The sequence below is a fragment of the Geobacillus sp. Y412MC52 genome (assembly GCF_000174795.2).
GTDB classification, from domain to species: Bacteria; Bacillota; Bacilli; order Bacillales; family Anoxybacillaceae; genus Geobacillus; species Geobacillus thermoleovorans.
Genome location: NC_014915.1, coordinates 178,828 through 195,432, shown reverse-complemented (window position 1 = coordinate 195,432; position 16,605 = coordinate 178,828). Strand labels below are relative to the sequence as shown.

14 protein-coding genes are annotated in these 16,605 nt (G+C 55.2%); 5 read left to right on the top strand and 9 right to left on the bottom strand.

All coding sequences use genetic code 11. The features are described 5' to 3' along the window. The first annotated feature begins 120 nt into the window (after positions 1-120). Positions 121-522, top strand: a complete 402-nt coding sequence (locus GYMC52_RS01095; protein WP_013522774.1) for a DoxX family protein — start codon at positions 121-123, stop codon at positions 520-522. 94 nt (positions 523-616) lie between these two features. On the opposite strand, the gene GYMC52_RS01090 is transcribed toward GYMC52_RS01095, so the two are convergent. From GYMC52_RS01090 to GYMC52_RS01070, 5 genes are all read right to left on the bottom strand, one after another. Continuing rightward, positions 617-1,828, bottom strand: a complete 1,212-nt coding sequence (locus GYMC52_RS01090; protein WP_013522773.1) for an iron-containing alcohol dehydrogenase — start codon at positions 1,826-1,828, stop codon at positions 617-619. A gap of 15 nt (positions 1,829-1,843) precedes the next feature. Further along, entirely contained in the window at positions 1,844-3,385 is a 1,542-nt protein-coding gene (locus tag GYMC52_RS01085) for an aldehyde dehydrogenase family protein (RefSeq protein ID WP_013522772.1), read from the bottom strand. A gap of 144 nt (positions 3,386-3,529) precedes the next feature. Next, positions 3,530-3,784: a hypothetical protein gene (locus tag GYMC52_RS01080; RefSeq protein WP_013522771.1), complete on the bottom strand. Its 255-nt coding sequence runs from the start codon at positions 3,782-3,784 to the stop codon at positions 3,530-3,532. Between the two features lie 289 nt (positions 3,785-4,073). Continuing rightward, positions 4,074-5,234 (bottom strand): acyl-CoA dehydrogenase family protein, encoded by a 1,161-nt coding sequence (locus GYMC52_RS01075; RefSeq protein ID WP_013522770.1) that lies wholly within the window; start codon positions 5,232-5,234, stop codon positions 4,074-4,076. Beyond that, positions 5,206-7,278, bottom strand: coding sequence for a sigma-54-dependent Fis family transcriptional regulator (locus tag GYMC52_RS01070; protein ID WP_013522769.1), 2,073 nt, complete (start codon positions 7,276-7,278; stop codon positions 5,206-5,208). The genes GYMC52_RS01075 and GYMC52_RS01070 overlap by 29 nt, the downstream gene beginning before the upstream one ends. 479 nt (positions 7,279-7,757) lie before the next feature. On the opposite strand from GYMC52_RS01070, the gene GYMC52_RS01065 reads away from it, so the two are divergent. From GYMC52_RS01065 to GYMC52_RS01050, 4 genes are all read left to right on the top strand, one after another. Continuing rightward, positions 7,758-8,549 carry an ABC transporter ATP-binding protein gene (locus tag GYMC52_RS01065; RefSeq protein ID WP_013522768.1) on the top strand — a complete coding sequence of 264 codons (792 nt, stop codon included), beginning with the start codon at positions 7,758-7,760 and terminating at the stop codon, positions 8,547-8,549. A gap of 6 nt (positions 8,550-8,555) precedes the next feature. Continuing rightward, a complete protein-coding gene (locus GYMC52_RS01060) occupies positions 8,556-9,482 on the top strand; it encodes an iron-hydroxamate ABC transporter substrate-binding protein (RefSeq protein ID WP_013522767.1) in 927 nt (308 codons plus the stop codon). Positions 9,483-9,549: 67 nt separating this feature from the next. Next, entirely contained in the window at positions 9,550-10,557 is a 1,008-nt protein-coding gene (locus GYMC52_RS01055) for a FecCD family ABC transporter permease (RefSeq protein WP_013522766.1), read from the top strand. Next, positions 10,554-11,543 carry a FecCD family ABC transporter permease gene (locus tag GYMC52_RS01050; protein ID WP_013522765.1) on the top strand — a complete coding sequence of 330 codons (990 nt, stop codon included), beginning with the start codon at positions 10,554-10,556 and terminating at the stop codon, positions 11,541-11,543. The genes GYMC52_RS01055 and GYMC52_RS01050 overlap by 4 nt, the downstream gene beginning before the upstream one ends. Before the next feature lie 69 nt (positions 11,544-11,612). Here the strand turns inward: GYMC52_RS01050 and GYMC52_RS01045 are convergent, their stop codons facing one another. The 4 genes from GYMC52_RS01045 to pruA form a co-directional block, all read right to left on the bottom strand. Then, positions 11,613-12,221, bottom strand: a complete 609-nt coding sequence (locus tag GYMC52_RS01045; RefSeq protein WP_013522764.1) for a DedA family protein — start codon at positions 12,219-12,221, stop codon at positions 11,613-11,615. Between the two features lie 237 nt (positions 12,222-12,458). After that, the gene (locus GYMC52_RS01040; RefSeq protein WP_013144008.1) at positions 12,459-13,697 is read right to left on the bottom strand and encodes a Glu/Leu/Phe/Val family dehydrogenase; all 1,239 of its coding nucleotides are present in this window, start codon (positions 13,695-13,697) and stop codon (positions 12,459-12,461) included. A 26-nt stretch (positions 13,698-13,723) separates the two neighbouring features. Further along, positions 13,724-14,923 carry an ornithine--oxo-acid transaminase gene (locus tag GYMC52_RS01035; RefSeq protein ID WP_013522763.1) on the bottom strand — a complete coding sequence of 400 codons (1,200 nt, stop codon included), beginning with the start codon at positions 14,921-14,923 and terminating at the stop codon, positions 13,724-13,726. A gap of 115 nt (positions 14,924-15,038) precedes the next feature. Continuing rightward, the gene (gene pruA / locus GYMC52_RS01030) at positions 15,039-16,586 is read right to left on the bottom strand and encodes an L-glutamate gamma-semialdehyde dehydrogenase (RefSeq protein WP_013144006.1); all 1,548 of its coding nucleotides are present in this window, start codon (positions 16,584-16,586) and stop codon (positions 15,039-15,041) included. Between the last annotated feature and the right edge of the window lie 19 nt (positions 16,587-16,605).

Sequence of the window (16,605 nt, the reverse complement as noted above, 5' to 3'; positions counted from 1 at the left end):
TGACGCGCTTCCCCTCCATTGTAGCCCATTGCCGGTCGAATGGCTAACGAAAGGCATGGGGGCGGACCCGCCCGCATACATTGTACTACCATGCTGTTGGGACAAGGAGGACAAAAACCGATGCATTCTCACGAACTAGGCGCCTTTCTATTGCGGATTGTCACCGGATTCATCTTTTTCGCCCATGGGTGGGTGAAATGGCAGCGGGGGCTTGAGGCGGCAACGGATTCGTTTGTTGCTATGGGCCTTCCCGGCTGGCTCGCCTACATCGTGACGATCATAGAGCTTGCTGGAGGCTGGGCGATGATGCTTGGCCTTGGCACACGCCCGATCGCCGCGGCGTTTGCCGTCATCATGGTCGGGGCCATCGCCACGGCGAAAGTCGACGCCGGTTTGCTCGGCAACGGCCGGGAAACGGGCTATGAATTCAATCTCGCCTTGCTTGCCATGTCGATTTATTTATGGCTGAATGGCAGCCGGCTTTGGTCGTTAGACACTGTCATCGGGCGGCCACGAGGCTAAGTCGGCACAAAAACGGGTGTCCCTCACAGCGGGACACCTTTTTCTTGCTTAATAAGGCTGGACAAATCTTGTCCTTGCTTGTCGGTACGCTGCTTCATCCTTTTTCCACTGTCAGCTTGACGACGCGCTCGCCGATGGCCCGAATCAATTCCGGCGGCATCGGGAAACTGATCGCAGCCGGGTCAGATGCCACCGCTTGAATCGTCGCCGCGAATTGTTCTTCCGTCATCGGATAGTCGGCAAAATCAGCCGGCAGCCCGATGTCATCGCGCAATTGACGAATTCGCTCAATGGACTTTACCAACAGCGCTTCATTGCCTTGACCGTGATCATGAATGCCAAGCGCTTGAGCCAACAGCTTCGCTTTCGGCAAATACAACTCCGGAATCGCTTCCATCACGACTGGCAAAAAGACGGCGTTCGCCAAGCCATGTGGAATGCGAAACATCGCTCCGTACGCATGGGCGAAATTGTGCACCGGAATGGCATTTAACGCAAAGCTGAACGCGGTGATGCCAAGCAAGCTCGCCTGCAGCATCTCCAAGCGGGCGCGGATGTTCCCGCCGTCACGAACCGCCACCGGCAAGTAGTCACGAATCAAACGGATCGCCTGCAAGGCGCATGCATCGGTGAGCGCGGTCGCCATCGGCGAGGCGAGCGCTTCAATGGCATGGGTGAGCGCGTCCATGCCGGTAAACGCCGTCACCTTCGGGGGAAGCCCTACCGTTAAATCAGGATCCAAAACGGCCACATCAGCATTGATAAACGGATTGATGATGTTCGTTTTCAAGCGCAGCTCTTCGTTATAGATGACCGCAATTGGCGACACTTCCGACCCCGTGCCGGCCGTGGTCGGGATGGCGATGTGCGGGATCGGCATGAATTGCGCTTGCGGGAACGACTCGTACCGCAGCCCGCCTGGAATCGCCTCTTTAATGTCACGCAACCCTTTAAACAGGGCGTATTTCACCCCTTTGGCCGTATCCAGCACACTGCCGCCGCCGACCGCCAGCAGGGCATCCGCCCCGATCTCGCGCGCATAGCGCGCCGCTTCATTGACACATTCACTTTCCGCATCCTGGCGGATATCCAAAAAGATGCCGACAAGCTCTGGTCCGACTCCATGCATCGTCAAGTCAAAGAGGCTCGCTACTTTTTCGACAACCCCAGCTTGCTCGAGCCCACGGTCGGAAAGCAATAGCACCCGTTTAGCGCCCAACCCGCGAAACAAATCCGGCACGAGCGCTCGGGTGTTCGACCCGGTGTAAATTGCCGTGCGCAGCCAAAAGTTCGCTAACGTCGTCATGTTCCTCATCCCCCTTTACTTTTTCATCATGGTGTGCAGGCGGGAAAACAGCACTTGATACCATTTCCGCTTTTCAAGCTCCGGCACCATTGATGTGTGCACATGCTTCAGCTGCGTGTAAGCATCAAGTGAATATTTGCCCATCTCGCGCCCGATGCCGCTTTGTTTGTAGCCGCCAAACGGCGCGTCATTGCGAAGCATATGCCAGTCATTGATCCAGACGACGCCAGCCTGCAGGCGCCCGGCGATGGCGTACGCCTTGTTGACGTCGCGCGTCCAGACGCCGGCCGCAAGCCCGTAGATCGTGTCGTTGGCCATCGCCACCGCTTCTTCCACGTCATGATAGCGGATGATCGACAACACTGGACCGAAAATCTCTTCTTGGGCGATTTTCATGTCATTCGTGACATTCGAAAAAATCGTCGGCGCGACAAAATGGCCGCCTTCACAGCCGGGCACTTCGACTTCATGACCGCCGCATACAATGGTCGCACCTTCTTGCTTGCCGGCTTCAATATAGGAGAGCACTGTCTCTTTTTGCCGCTTGGAGATAACCGGCCCGACGTCGGTCGCCGGATCAAGCGGATGGCCGATTTGCAGCGTCTTCGTCAGCGCGGCAAGCCGCTCGACCACTTCATCATGGAGCCGGTCAGGCACAAACAGCCTTGTTCCCGATTCGCACAACTGACCAGAATGCAAAAAGACGCCAAACAAACTGCCGGGAACGGCAATGTCCAAATCAGCATCTTCGAGCAAAATGTTCGGCGACTTGCCGCCAAGTTCAAGCGTAACGTTTTTCACCGTTTCCGCCGCCAACGCCATAATGCGGCGGCCGACTTCCGTCGAACCGGTGAACGCCACCTTGTCCACTTGCGGATGGCGGACAAGCGCCTCACCGACGTCGGCGCCCGGACCAGCCACCACGTTGATGACCCCCGGCGGCACAAAGGACGAAATGATTTCTGCCAGCTTCAGTGTCGACAGCGGTGTGTAGCTCGCCGGTTTCACGACGATCGTATTGCCCGCTGCCAGCGCCGGGGCGATTTTCCACGACGCGATCATGAGCGGCAAGTTCCATGGTGTGATCGCCGCGCAAACCCCGATCGGCTCGCGCCAGACAAAGTTGTGCGCCGGTCCGGGAAACGGCGGAATCGGCAGTGTTTCCGAAAACGGGTACTCTTGGACGATGTTTGCCATCGTTTGGAATAAATCGACCGTCTGCAAAATATCGATCGAGCTGATGCGCCGGATCGTCCCTCCGCTTGAGATTGCCTCCAAATAGGCGAGCTCTTGAGCGTTGGCGGCAATGGCTTGGGCGATCACATTCAGCACGCGCGCCCGTTCTTTCGGTTTCATCGCCTTCCAATCGGTCTCGTCAAACGCCTTGCGCGCCGCCTTCACCGCCCGGTCAACATCATCCGCTGTCGCCTTCGCGACGGTCGCCACCGCCTCTCCGGTCGCCGGATTGTATACGTGAAACGTTTCCCCGCTGCTTGCCGGCTGCCATTGGCCGTCAATGAAGAGCGGAAAATGATGCATTTGCACGTCAATCGTCATGATGGCATCTCCTTTCTCTTTTTTTGTTGCCCATATGGCATCACCCATCGATTTCCCCTGCCGCTGAACAGCCAGGCACCAGTGCGGGTTGGCGACTGCCTGTCCAACGCACAGAAGACCGTTCTTCGGCTTAATCTCTCCCTATCACCCGACAATTTCGCTTTCTTCAAGCCCAAACAGCTCGTCAAACGGTTTCTCCTGCGCTTTTTTCAACACTTCCATCCTCGTTGCCAGTTGGCGAGCGGTGAAATTCATGATGTCGGCATGGTGATCGGGGCCGAACATCGAATCGTGGGCCGCCGCTTCCAACCGCTTGGCCTTTTGATAAAGCCGAAACGGAAACGAATCCTCCTGCAGCCCGCGGCTGCCTGTTGTAACCAACGGCTCGACCCGCCGCACGCTCACCACTCCTTTTCCATTTTTCTTGAAATGTCGGCTGGTGTTGTACTTCTAGATGGATGAACGCAGGGACAATCGATTGATGTAAAGGCTTACAAATAGGCTGTTGCGACAATCGGCAGGTTGATGGCAAAGAGGCAAGTTGTACGAATGACCGAAGTGTTGTGAATAATCACTCATTTTCTCTCATTCTAGCAATCTTCTTTTCCTTTCGTCAACGAAAAGCGAATGACATTTTCCGACAATAACGATGAAAAACACCGCCTGCTGTCAGCAGACGGCGTTTCGGTCAGACCCGCACTTTTCCGTATTCTTTCCGCAGTTCGCTCGCAATGATGTTGCGCTGGATTTCCGAGGTGCCTTCGTAAATTTTCGTAATGCGGGCATCGCGGAAGTAACGTTCGATCGGGTAATCTTTCATGTAGCCGAGGCCGCCGTGGATTTGCACGGCCATGTCAGCGATTTTGTTGTACACTTCCGAGCCGAACAGTTTGGCGATGGCCGCTTCTTTGACGACGCGCATCTTTTGGTCGACCATCCAGGCGACGCGGTAAACGGTTGAGCGCAGCACTTCGATCAACATGCTCATTTCCGCCAGCATATGCTGGATCGCTTGCTGCTCGATGATCGGCTTGCCGAACTGTTCGCGCTGTTCGGCGTATTCCATGCAGTATTCTAAGAGGCGGATGCACGAGCCGAGGTTGCGGGCGGCAAGACCAGCACGGCCGTTCGCTAAAATTTTCAAGGCGTTGACATAGCCTTCTCCCTCTTTTCCGAGCACGTTTTCGACCGGCACTTCCAAGTTGTCAAAAAACAGCTCGGCGGAATGTGATCCGCGCAGCCCCATTTTCCGCTCCACGTTTCCTACGATAAAGCCGGGAAAATCTTTTTCCACGATAAAGGACGTGATGCCTTTCGGACCTTTCGACGGATCGGTGACTGCCATGACGGTAAACACATGGGCGTCGACAGCGTTCGTAATGTAATGTTTCGAGCCGTTAATGATGTAGCGGTCGCCTTTGCGGACGGCGGTCGTTTTAATCGCGGCGGCGTTCGAGCCAGCACTCGGCTCGGTTAAGGCGAAAGCGCCGATCCATTCGCCTGTCGCCATTTTCGGCAAGTAGCGCCGCTTTTGTTCTTCCGTGCCGAGCTCGACAATGCCGACGGTTCCGATCCCGGTATGGGCGCCAATTAATGTTGTATAGCCATTGTGCGTTTTCCCGAGCTCTTCGTAAATGGCACATTTTCCAACCATTGACAAACCGAGGCCGCCGTACTCCTCCGGGATGCTTAATCCAAACAGCCCCATTTCTTTCGACTTTTCAATGATATCTTGCGGAATCTGGTCATTTTCCTCAATATCCATCGCGACCGGTTCGACAACTTCTCTCACAAATTTGCGGACGTTTTCTTTTAAAAATTCAATCTCGGCTGGCAGCGTGAAATCCATCTTCTTCCCCTCCCCATGATTGAATTCCATATTTTTGCGCCTTGCGCACGAGTGTCGACGCATCGACGCCCAGCAGCTTCGCCGCCCGCCGATACGTGCGCGCGCGACGGAGCGCCTCGATGATCAACTGGCGCTCGACGTCCGCCACCGCTTGTTTGAGCGGGACAACCTCGCCGATTGACGCCGGATTGGCAGCCGGCAGCGGCTCAAGATGAAGCCATTTCGCCACGTGGTCTTCGTCAACGACTGGCGAAACCGAGGTCACAAACATGCGCTCGATGGCGTTGACGAGCTCGCGGACGTTCCCCGGCCAATGGTAGTCCATCATCGCCGCGAGCGCCCCGTCAGTAAAGATGAGCGGCTTTTGATACTTTTCCGCAAACCGCTTTCGATAATGGTCGACTAAGAGCGGGATGTCTTCTTTCCGGTCGCGCAGCGGCGGAATGGCAATCGGCATGACGTTCAGCCGGTAAAACAAATCGGCGCGGAACCGCCCAGCGGCGACAAGCTCCTCAAGCGGCTTGTTCGTCGCGGCGATGACACGCACATCGATCCGCTTCGGCGCCTCCGCCCCCAACCTCATGATTTCCATCGACTGCAACACGCGAAGGAGCTTCACTTGCAAGTGAAGCGGAATTTCACTGATTTCATCGAGAAAAATCGTCCCGCCATCCGCCTGCTCGAAATAGCCTTTTTTCCCTTTCTTCGCCGCTCCGGTGAACGCCCCCGGCTCGTAGCCGAACAGTTCTGACTCCATCAACGTCTCGGGGATCGCCCCGCAATTCACTTTCACAAACGGTCGGGCGCGGCGGGCGCTTTGTTTCCAAATGTAGTTCGCCAATTCCTCTTTCCCGGTGCCCGACTCTCCGGTCAACAACACCGTCACATCGACAGCCGCCGCTTGGCGGGCGATATTGACAACATGCGCCATCGCTGGAGCTCGGTAAATGAGATGATCTTCTTCCTGACGGCCCAACATATGAAGGAGCCGTTTCGTCTCCTCCAGTTCCGAGCGCAGCTGTTCCATCTCGGTCATATCTTTGACGTAGAGAACAACCCGCTCCGCCCGCCCATCTTCCTCGATGATCGGCACCGCGGAAACGATCCAAATGTTTCCCGTTTCCGTCCCCTGATGAAGCATCGAACAGGGCTGACGTCCATCAAGCGCCTGTCGAACGACCCGTTCAAGCGGGGCGGTCACCCGCTCTTGCTCCGTTCCTAGAAACAGCGCATCCCATTTTTTGTTTCGCCGCGTGATCATTCCACTGCGGTCCGTGATAGCGATGCCGTCGCTGGATGCCTCCATCACCGTTTGCAGCTCATTGACGATGCGCTTGACGGTCTCAAGTTCGTTGGAGATAAATTCAATCTCAGAAATGTCTTGAAACACCCCGACCGCCCCAACGACCTTCCCCTCATCGATAATTGGCGAGCGGTTTGTAATATAGACACGCTTGCCGACGCGGTATTTTTCCGTATGCCCTTTGCCGGTGCGCACGACCTCGAGCAAGCCAGACGGGATCACGACATCGGTCAAAAACTTGCCGATGGCTTCTTCTTTCGTCGTCCGCGCCATTTTCTCAGCCGGTGGATTGATCGATGTAATCCGCCCTTTTGCGTCGATCGATAAAATGCCGTTATGGGCGGCGTTGAAAATGGCATCCAAATGTTTTAAGCGGAGTTGTGCCGCCTTCGCATATGCCGTCAAATGCTGCTCTTTCGTCAACACACCGACAAGGCGTCCGCTCTCATCGACAACGGGCCGGAGCGGACCGCCGCCAAACTCGATCCCCTCCACACGGTCGTGAATGGAAAGCGGCGGCAGCGACGGGCGCATCACCTCACGCACAGTTGTTTTCCCTTGGGCAAGACCGAACAACACGTCTTTGACCGCCACCACGCCGACGATTTCCTCACTGCAACGGCATACGACCATCCCATCAAGTCCGTATTCAACGAATGTCCGAGCCGCTTCATCAAGGGAATCGCTTTCAAAAATTACTGCCTTTGTCTTCACCATGATGTCTCCGACCATCATTGCCATTTCCTCTCCCACCGTTCCGCCTTATTTTCTACTCAAGCAATTTTTGTGCCAAAAAGTTCCCGCTATTCAGAAAAAACAAGCCCCTAGAAGGCTGGTGAAAAACAACGAATTCGCTCGGTTTGTGAGAAATCGTAAGGAAGGAAGTTATGGTGTTGCAAGGTTTTTCAATTTGAGAAACACTGTTGGAGAGCAGCATTTCCTCTTAAATTACCAACCTTCTAAAATTCATCCTACTTGATCGCCTGTTGCCAAACAACAACATATTGTTGCAAGTTTGCAACAAACAGAACGAATTTGTTGCAGTTCTGCCGTTATTCAGCTAAAAAATGTTGTTATTTCGCAACACTCATTGATCACTTCTTTGCAACTAAAATTGATTCCCATTTTCAAAAAATCATTGTGTTTTTCATTGGATTCGCTATAATAAGATTGTGATCGATATTGATTATCATTTTCTTTATCCAAAAGGAGGTGGTCGCATGGCCCGCCTATATGCTAAAGAATTGACCGTCCGCTACGATGACCGGACGATTTTCGAACGTTTGTCCGTCCGCATTCCAGACCGGCAAATCACCGCCATTATCGGGCCGAACGGATGCGGAAAATCGACGCTGCTCAAGACGTTGACGCGCATCATTTCCCCGCAGTCCGGCGCGGTTATTTTAGATGGCCAAGCGATTTCCCAGCAGCCGACAAAAGAATTGGCGAAAAAAATGGCCATTTTGCCGCAAATGCCGGAAGCGACAAGCGGCCTGACCGTCGGCGAACTCGTCTCCTACGGCCGCTTTCCGTATCAGAAAGGATTCGGGCGGCTGACGAAGCGGGATTATGAAGCGATTGACTGGGCGCTTGACGTCACCAAAACGGCCGATTTGAAACACCGGCCGGTCGATGCGCTCTCCGGCGGGCAGCGGCAGCGCGTCTGGATCGCCATGGCGCTCGCCCAGGAGACCGACATCATCTTTTTAGACGAGCCGACGACGTATTTGGACATCGCCCACCAGCTCGAGGTGCTGGAGCTCCTTGAACGCCTGAACAAAGAAGAGAAGCGGACGATCGTCATGGTACTCCACGATATCAACCAAGCGGCGCGGTTCGCCGATTATATGATCGCCATGAAAGCAGGGGCGATCGTCAAGGCCGGGCCGAGCGAAGAGGTCGTCTGCCGCGGCGTGCTCCGCGATGTGTTTGGCATCGACGCCGACATCGGCCGCGATCCGCGGACGAACAAACCGATTTGCTTCACTTATCAACTGCTTAGGGAGGCTTGATTCGTCATGAGGAAAACATGGCTTTCCTTGCTGCTTCTTTTGGCGCTTGTGCTAAGCGCCTGCGGCAACGCGGCGGACGATCAAAAGAACAACAGCGCTTCACCAAAAGAAAAAAAGCCGGAAACGATTACATACCAATCGGAAAACGGACCGGTGGAAGTGCCGGCTGATCCGAAGCGCGTCGTCGTCTTATCGACGTTTGCTGGGCATGTGCTGGCCTTGGACGTCCCCATTGTCGGCGTGGATTCGTGGTCGAAAATGAGCCCGCTTTTTCAAGAAAAACTGAAAGATGCCGAAGTCGTGACCGATGAAGACATTGAAAAAATTATGGCGTTAAAACCGGACTTAATCATCGGATTATCCAATACGAAAAACGTCGACAAATTAAGCAAAATCGCGCCGACCGTCACCTTTACATACGGCAAAGTCGATTATTTGACACAGTTTTTGGAAATCGGGAAACTGTTGAATAAAGAAAAAGAAGCGAAAGCGTGGATCGACGATTTCAAACAACGGGCGCAACAAGCCGGGGAAGAAATCCGGGCCAAAATTGGCGAAAACGCGACCGTCACTGTAGCCGAAAACTTTGATAAGCAGCTGTATGTGTTCGGCAACAACTGGGCGCGCGGCACTGAGATTTTGTATCAAGAAATGAAGCTGAAAATGCCAAAAGCTGTAGAAGAACAGGCGCTCAAACCGGGCTACTATGCCGTTTCCCTTGAGGCGCTCCCGCAGTTTGTCGGCGATTATCTCATCTTAAGCAAAAACGGCGACGGCGACACATCGTTTATGGAAACGAACACGTTCAAAAACATCCCTGCTGTCAAAAACGGCCATATGTTTGTCGCCGATGCCAAGGCGTTTTATTTCAACGACCCGATTACGTTAGACTACCAGCTCGATTTCTTTAAAAAGCATTTTTTAGGCCAATAACGACGAGACGGGGCGTTCATGGGCAGTGAATGTCCCGTCCTTCTTTGTGTCAAAGGGGGAGTCACCAATGGACGCAGACCGCCGGCGTTGGCCGTTTCGCTATACGTTTTTTCTGTCGCTTTCCCTGCTTGCCGCCGTTTGGTTTGGCTCGATGCGAGTCGGCGTCGCCGATACGACATGGAGCGACGTATGGCAGGCGTTGTTTTCCGACCAACAAGGCAAACAGCTTGACCTCATTCGCGAGCTCCGCCTGCCGCGCGAAACGGCGGCCGCCTTTGTCGGCGCTGGCCTCGCCGTCGCCGGGGCGATTATGCAGGGGATGACGCGCAATCCGCTCGCCGATCCGGGGCTTCTCGGCCTCACCGCTGGAGCGAACGCGGCGTTGGCCGCCACCCTTGCCTTTTTCCCTTCAGCCGGCTATATCGCCATCACCTTCGCTTGCTTGGCCGGCTCTGCTGCTGGTGCAGGGGTGGTCTTTGGCATCGGCGCCGCCCGCAAAGGCGGTTTTTCACCATTGCGCATCGTCTTAGCCGGCTCGGCGGTCTCGGCGCTTTTGTTCGCCATCGCCGAAGGAATCGGGCTTTATTTCCACATTTCCAAAGACGTCTCGATGTGGACGTCAGGCGGAGTCGCTGGTGCCTCCTGGAAGCAGCTGGCAGTGATGATCCCGCTCGTTCTCGTTGGTTTAGGCATCGCCGTTGCGTTTTCACGCCAATTGACCATTTTGAGTCTAAGCGAAGATGTGGCTGTCGGGGTTGGGCAGAAAACATCTGTCGTCAAGGCTTGGTTGTTTTTCGTCGTGTTTTTGTTGACGGGAGCCTCGGTGGCCATTGCCGGCAACATCACCTTTATCGGCCTTATGATTCCCCACCTCGTAAGGGCGATCGCCGGCGCCGATTATCGCTTTATCATCCCTCTGTCCGCGGCCATCGGCGCTGCCGCCATGGTAATGGCCGACACGGCGGCGCGCACGATTTACGCGCCGTTTGAAACACCGGTAGCCGCCATCATCGCGGTCATCGGCCTGCCCTTTTTCCTATTCGTCGTGCGGAGAAAAGGGAGGGGATTGGAATGAGAAAACGCATGACATCGGTGTTAGGATGGCTCGCTTTGCTCATTCTCGCCACCACAGCGGCGGCGTTGGGCACAGGCGAAGCACCGCTCTCGTATGACCGCATCATTCCGACGCTGTTGGGGGACGGCTCGATGCAAGAAAAGTTCATCTTGTTTTCTCTTCGCTTGCCGCGCATCGTAATCACGTTGCTTGCCGGGATGGCGCTTGCCTTGTCGGGTGCCATTTTGCAAGGCATTACACGCAACGACCTCGCCGACCCGGGCTTGCTTGGGATCAACGCCGGCGCCGGCGCGGGCGTCGCCTTGTTCTTTTTGTTTTTCCCGATTGAGGCCGGAACATTTCTTTACACCTTGCCGCTCGTTGCCTTCGCCGGGGCGCTGCTGACGGTGGCTGCCATCTATGCCGTCTCCTACAATAAAACAACCGGACTGCAGCCGGTGCCGTTTATCTTAACCGGCGTAGGGTTTTCGATGGCGCTCTCCGGGCTGATGATCGTCCTCATTTCCGCGGCTGACCGGACGAAAGTCGATTTTATCGCCCGCTGGCTTTCCGGCAACATTTGGGGCGATGACTGGCCGTTTATTTCGGCTATGCTGCCGTGGCTGGCTGCAGGCACACTGGTGGCGTTGTATCGGGCGAAGCATCTCAATATTTTGCACTTAGGCGACCCTGTTTCGATCGGGGTCGGCGCCCACGTCCGCCGCGAGCGGCTCGTGCTTATGGCAGCGGCCGTCGCCGTCGCTTCCACCGCCGTCTCCGTAACCGGGGGCATCTCCTTTATCGGCTTAATGGCGCCGCATATCGCCAAGTTGATCGTTGGCCCGCGGCATGAGCGTGTCATTCCGGCCTCCATGCTCATTGGCGGATGGTTGCTGCTTGCGGCTGACACGATCGGGCGCAACGTTCTCGCCGAGCCGCTTCCGGCCGGCGTCATCGTCTCCTTGATCGGCGCCCCATATTTCATTTACTTGTTGCTAAAACGCTGACCGATCCGCTTCCGGCCAGCGGCGGCAGCGGCCATTTTCACAATCAAGGCCGCAAAAAAGGCGCCGGCATCAGGACATCCGGCGTCTTTTCCATAAGCGGATAGCGGCAACGGTTATGATCAGGCCGATGATGACATACACCACCTGGGCATACATCCCAATCACCTCAGACACTTTCCCCCACGACTGGCCAAGCGCTGCGCCGATCGAAACGAGCGCCGTATTCCAAATCAATGTGCCGAGCACGGACAGCCAGACAAACAGTCCGATATTCATCTTCGCCATGCCCGCCGGGATGGAAATCAAGCTGCGCACCAACGGAATCATGCGGCCAAGAAAGACGGCCCATACCCCATAACGGTGAAACGTCCGGTTCGCCTTGGCGATGTCTTCCGGCTTCACCCGCAGCCATCTCCCCCAACGGTCGACGATCCGCTCGAGCCGTTCAACCGACAACAGCCGGCCGATTCCGTACAGCACCAATGCCCCGGCAACCGAACCGGCGGTCGCCGCCGCAATGACGCCGGGCACCGTCAAAGACGTGTACGTCGTCATAAACCCGCCAAACGGCAAAATGACTTCCGACGGAATCGGTGGAAAAATGTTTTCCAGCGCGATGATCAGAAAAATGCCGATATAGCCGAATTGTTCCATTACATTCGTGATCCACGCCTGCATGGCGCCATTCTCTCCCTTCCGCCCGGCTCATTGTATGTATGCATGTCTCTTTCCTCATTAATGTATGTATATGATATGGTAGTACAAAAAAAGATCCTTTGCAAAAAAGAAAAGCAGCTTGCTTTCGCTCTCCCTTCGATATCACCGGCTTCATCGGCGTCCCGCAAATGAAAGGCCGCCCACCCCCAAGCAGATGAGGATAGACGGCGCACCCCCCTAGCAACAACCTTTCCATGATTATACCCAACCACGGTAGCGAGCTGCTTCTGCTGTTTGGCGCAGCCCGATCATGTACGCCGCCATGCGCATATCCACACGGCGCGATTCCGCCAATTCATAGACGCGATGAAACGCGCTCGTCAATTTCTCTTTCAACTTCTCGACGACTTCCTCTTCCGTCCAATAATAGCCTTGGTTGTTTTGCACCCATTCAAAATAGGAAACCGTCACCCCGCCAGCGCTCGCCAGCACATCAGGCACCAATAGCACGCCCCGCTCCGTCAAGATTTTGGTCGCTTCCAGCGTCGTCGGGCCGTTGGCCGCCTCAACCACAATTTTAGCGCGAATATTCGCGGCATTGTCACGCGTAATTTGATTCGCTACCGCGGCCGGAACTAAAATATCACACTCTTTTTCCAGCAGCTCTTGATTGGTGATGACATTCTCAAACAGCGTTGTCACCGTGCCAAAACTGTCGCGGCGATCCAACAAATACGGAATATCCAGTCCGTTCGGGTCATACAACGCGCCATACGCATCGGAAATGCCAATGACGCGAGCTCCAGCTTCATGCAAAAACTTGGCCAAAAAGCTGCCTGCATTGCCGAATCCTTGAATAATGACCCGCGCCCCCTGCAACTCAATTCCCGCTTTTTTCGCTGCTTCTTCGATGCAAATCGTGACACCGAGCGCCGTCGCTTTTTCCCGACCTTGGGAGCCGCCGAGCACAAGCGGCTTGCCGGTGATAAAGCCAGGCGAATCAAATTCGCGGATGCGGCTATATTCATCCATCATCCACGCCATAATTTGCGAGTTGGTAAACACGTCCGGCGCCGGGATATCTTTGGATGGCCCCACGATCTGGCTGATCGCCCGCACATAGCCGCGGCTGAGCCGCTCCAGCTCACCCATCGACATGTTCCGCGGGTCGCAGACGATGCCACCTTTGCCGCCGCCATACGGCAAACCGACAATTCCGGCTTTGATCGTCATCCACATCGACAGCGCCTTCACTTCTTCCTCGGTGACATCCGGATGAAAACGAATGCCTCCCTTGGTCGGCCCTACGGCATCGCTATGCTGGGCGCGGTAGCCGGTAAACACTTTCACCGTTCCGTCATCCATACGGACGGGAATGCGTACGGTAAGGACGCGCAATGGTTCTTTGAGCAGCTCATACATCTCCTCACCGTAGCCGAGTTTGGCCAGCGCCGCTTTGATCACACGCTGGGTGGAGAGAAACATATTTTCTTCCATCGTCTCATTCGCCTCTTTGACTCGATTTATGGACGGGACAAGACATTCGCAATCCGTTCAAACGCCCAATCCAATTCCTCTTTCGTAATGATGAGCGGCGGTGCGAAACGAATGACCGTCTCATGCGTTTCCTTGCAAAGCAATCCTTGCTCTTTCAGCGCCTCACAGTACGGACGCGCCGGCACATGCAGCTCGACGCCGATAAATAAGCCGCGGCCGCGGATTTCTTTAATATCGGCGTTTCGGATTTGTTTTAGTTTCGAAAGGAAGTATTCGCCAAGCTCAAGCGAACGCTCCGCTAGACGCTCTTCTTCAATCACTTCGAGCGCCGCGATCGACACCGCACATGCAAGCGGATTGCCGCCAAACGTCGATCCGTGCGAGCCGGGTTCAAACACCGACAAAATGTCGCGGTTGGCGACGACGCAAGAAATCGGGAACACCCCGCCGCCGAGGGCTTTCCCTAAAATATACATGTCAGGCACAACGTCTTCCCAGTCGCAGGCAAACAATTTTCCTGTCCGCCCGAGACCGGTTTGGATTTCATCGGCGATGAACAACACGTTGTTTTCTTTGCACACGTCATAGGCCGCTTTTAAAAAACCTTGCGGTGGGATGCGGATGCCGGCTTCTCCTTGGATCGGTTCGACAAGAAACGCCGCCGTATTCGGTGTAATCGCCGCTTTCAATGCTTCGATGTCGCCGTACGGGATGATTTTCACTCCGGATAGCAGCGGCCCAAAACCCCGTTTATAGGCCGGTTCGGACGACAAGGACACCGCAGCGAGCGTCCGGCCGTGGAAATTGCCTTCACAAACGATGATTTCCGCTTCGTTGTCCGGAACGCCTTTGACATCATACGCCCAGCGGCGCGCCGCCTTGAGCGCCGTTTCCACCGCCTCGGCGCCGGTGTTCATCGGCAGCACCATCTCTTTTTTCGTCAACCGGCACACTTTTTCGTACCACGGGCCGAGCTGGTCGTTATGGAACGCGCGCGATGTGAGCGTCACCCGATCGGCTTGCTTTTTCAACGCTTCAATAATCTTCGGATGGCGATGGCCTTGGTTGACAGCGGAATAAGCGCTTAACATGTCCATATAGCGGTTGCCCTCTGGGTCTTTCACCCATACCCCTTCCGCTTCCGAAATGACAATCGGCAATGGATGATAATTTCGTGCTCCATATCGTTCCGTTTGTTCGATGAGCTGTTGCGATTTTGTCGTCATCAAAATCCCCCTTTTTTCCTCACTCTCCACCTTCACGGACAACGTTTGCCTTCATCCGACGATTGACGGACCAACGTTCCATTACAGGAAAAGGGCGGCTGCGGCCGCCCCGCCATTAAAACATTTCCGATACGGTTTTCGCTTGCATATGGAGAATCAAATAGTCCGGGCCGCCAGCTTTCGAGTCGGTGCCTGACATGTTAAAGCCGCCAAACGGCTGATAGCCGACAATGGCCCCTGTGCAGCCGCGGTTGAAGTACAAGTTGCCAACATGGAACTCGTGCCGCGCTTTTTCAAGATTTGCCCGGTTGCGCGAAATGACGGCTCCTGTCAGACCGTATTCGGTGTTGTTCGCAATCTCAAGCGCATGGTCAAAGTCGCGCGCTTTCGCAAACGCCACGACCGGTCCGAAAATTTCCTCCTGCATGATGCGCGCGTTCGGGTCGACATCAGCAAACACGGTCGGCTGGATGAAGAACCCTTTCGAATCGTCTCCTTCTCCGCCCGTCATGAGACGGCCTTCTTGTTTGCCGATTTCGATATACTCCATAATTTTGTTGTACGCCCCTTGGTCGATGACCGGGCCCATAAACGTCGCTTGCTCCGCCGGATCGCCGACGTTGAGCTGCTTCGTCAGCTCGACGACGCGGTTCAACACTTGGTCATAGACATCTTGAACAACGATCGCGCGCGAGCACGCCGAGCATTTTTGCCCCGAGAATCCAAACGCCGACGCGACAATCGATTGCGCCGCCAGTTCGAGATCGGCTTCTTTATCGACGACGATGGCGTCTTTGCCGCCCATTTCCGCGATGACGCGTTTCAGCCAAATTTGCCCTGGGTGCACTTTCGCTGCCCGCTCATAAATGCGGATGCCGACATCCCGCGATCCGGTGAAGCTGATAAATCTTGTGCGCGGATGGTCAACCAAATAGTCGCCGACTTCCGCGCCGCTGCCCGGGATATAGTTCAATACACCAGCCGGAAGCCCCGCTTCTTCCAACACTTCCACAAATTTATACGCCACGACCGGCGTTGCGCTCGCCGGTTTCAACAGCACCGTATTGCCCGTGACAAGCGAAGCGACCGTTGTTCCCGCCATAATGGCAAACGGGAAGTTCCACGGCGAAATGACAACCCCGACGCCAAGCGGGATATAGAAAAACCGGTTCGTTTCCCCCGGACGGCTTTCGACCGGAATGCCGTCTTTCAACTTCAACATTTGCCGGCCGTAATATTCCATAAAGTCAATCGCTTCCGCGGTATCGGCGTCCGCTTCGCGCCACGGTTTGCCTGCTTCTTTCACCAGCCAAGCGGAAAACTCGTGCTTGCGCCGGCGCACGATCGCCGCCGCCCGGAACAAAATATCGGCCCGCGCTTCCGGGCTCATCCGGCTCCATGTACGGAACGCCTCATCAGCGGTTTTCATCGCCCGCTCCGCCAGCTCTTTGTTCGCTTTCGCCACCCGGCCGACCACTTCCGTTTTGTTCGCCGGATTGATCGAAATGATTTTGTCTTCCGTCATCACCCGCTCGCCGCCGATCACAAGCGGATAATCGCGCCCAAGCTCCGATTCCACTTTTTTGAGCGCCGCTAAAAACGCTTCACGGTTTGCTTCTACGGTAAAGTCGGTGAGCGGTTCGTGTCTGTACGGCTGCACCATTTCGTCATCCTCCTTTTAA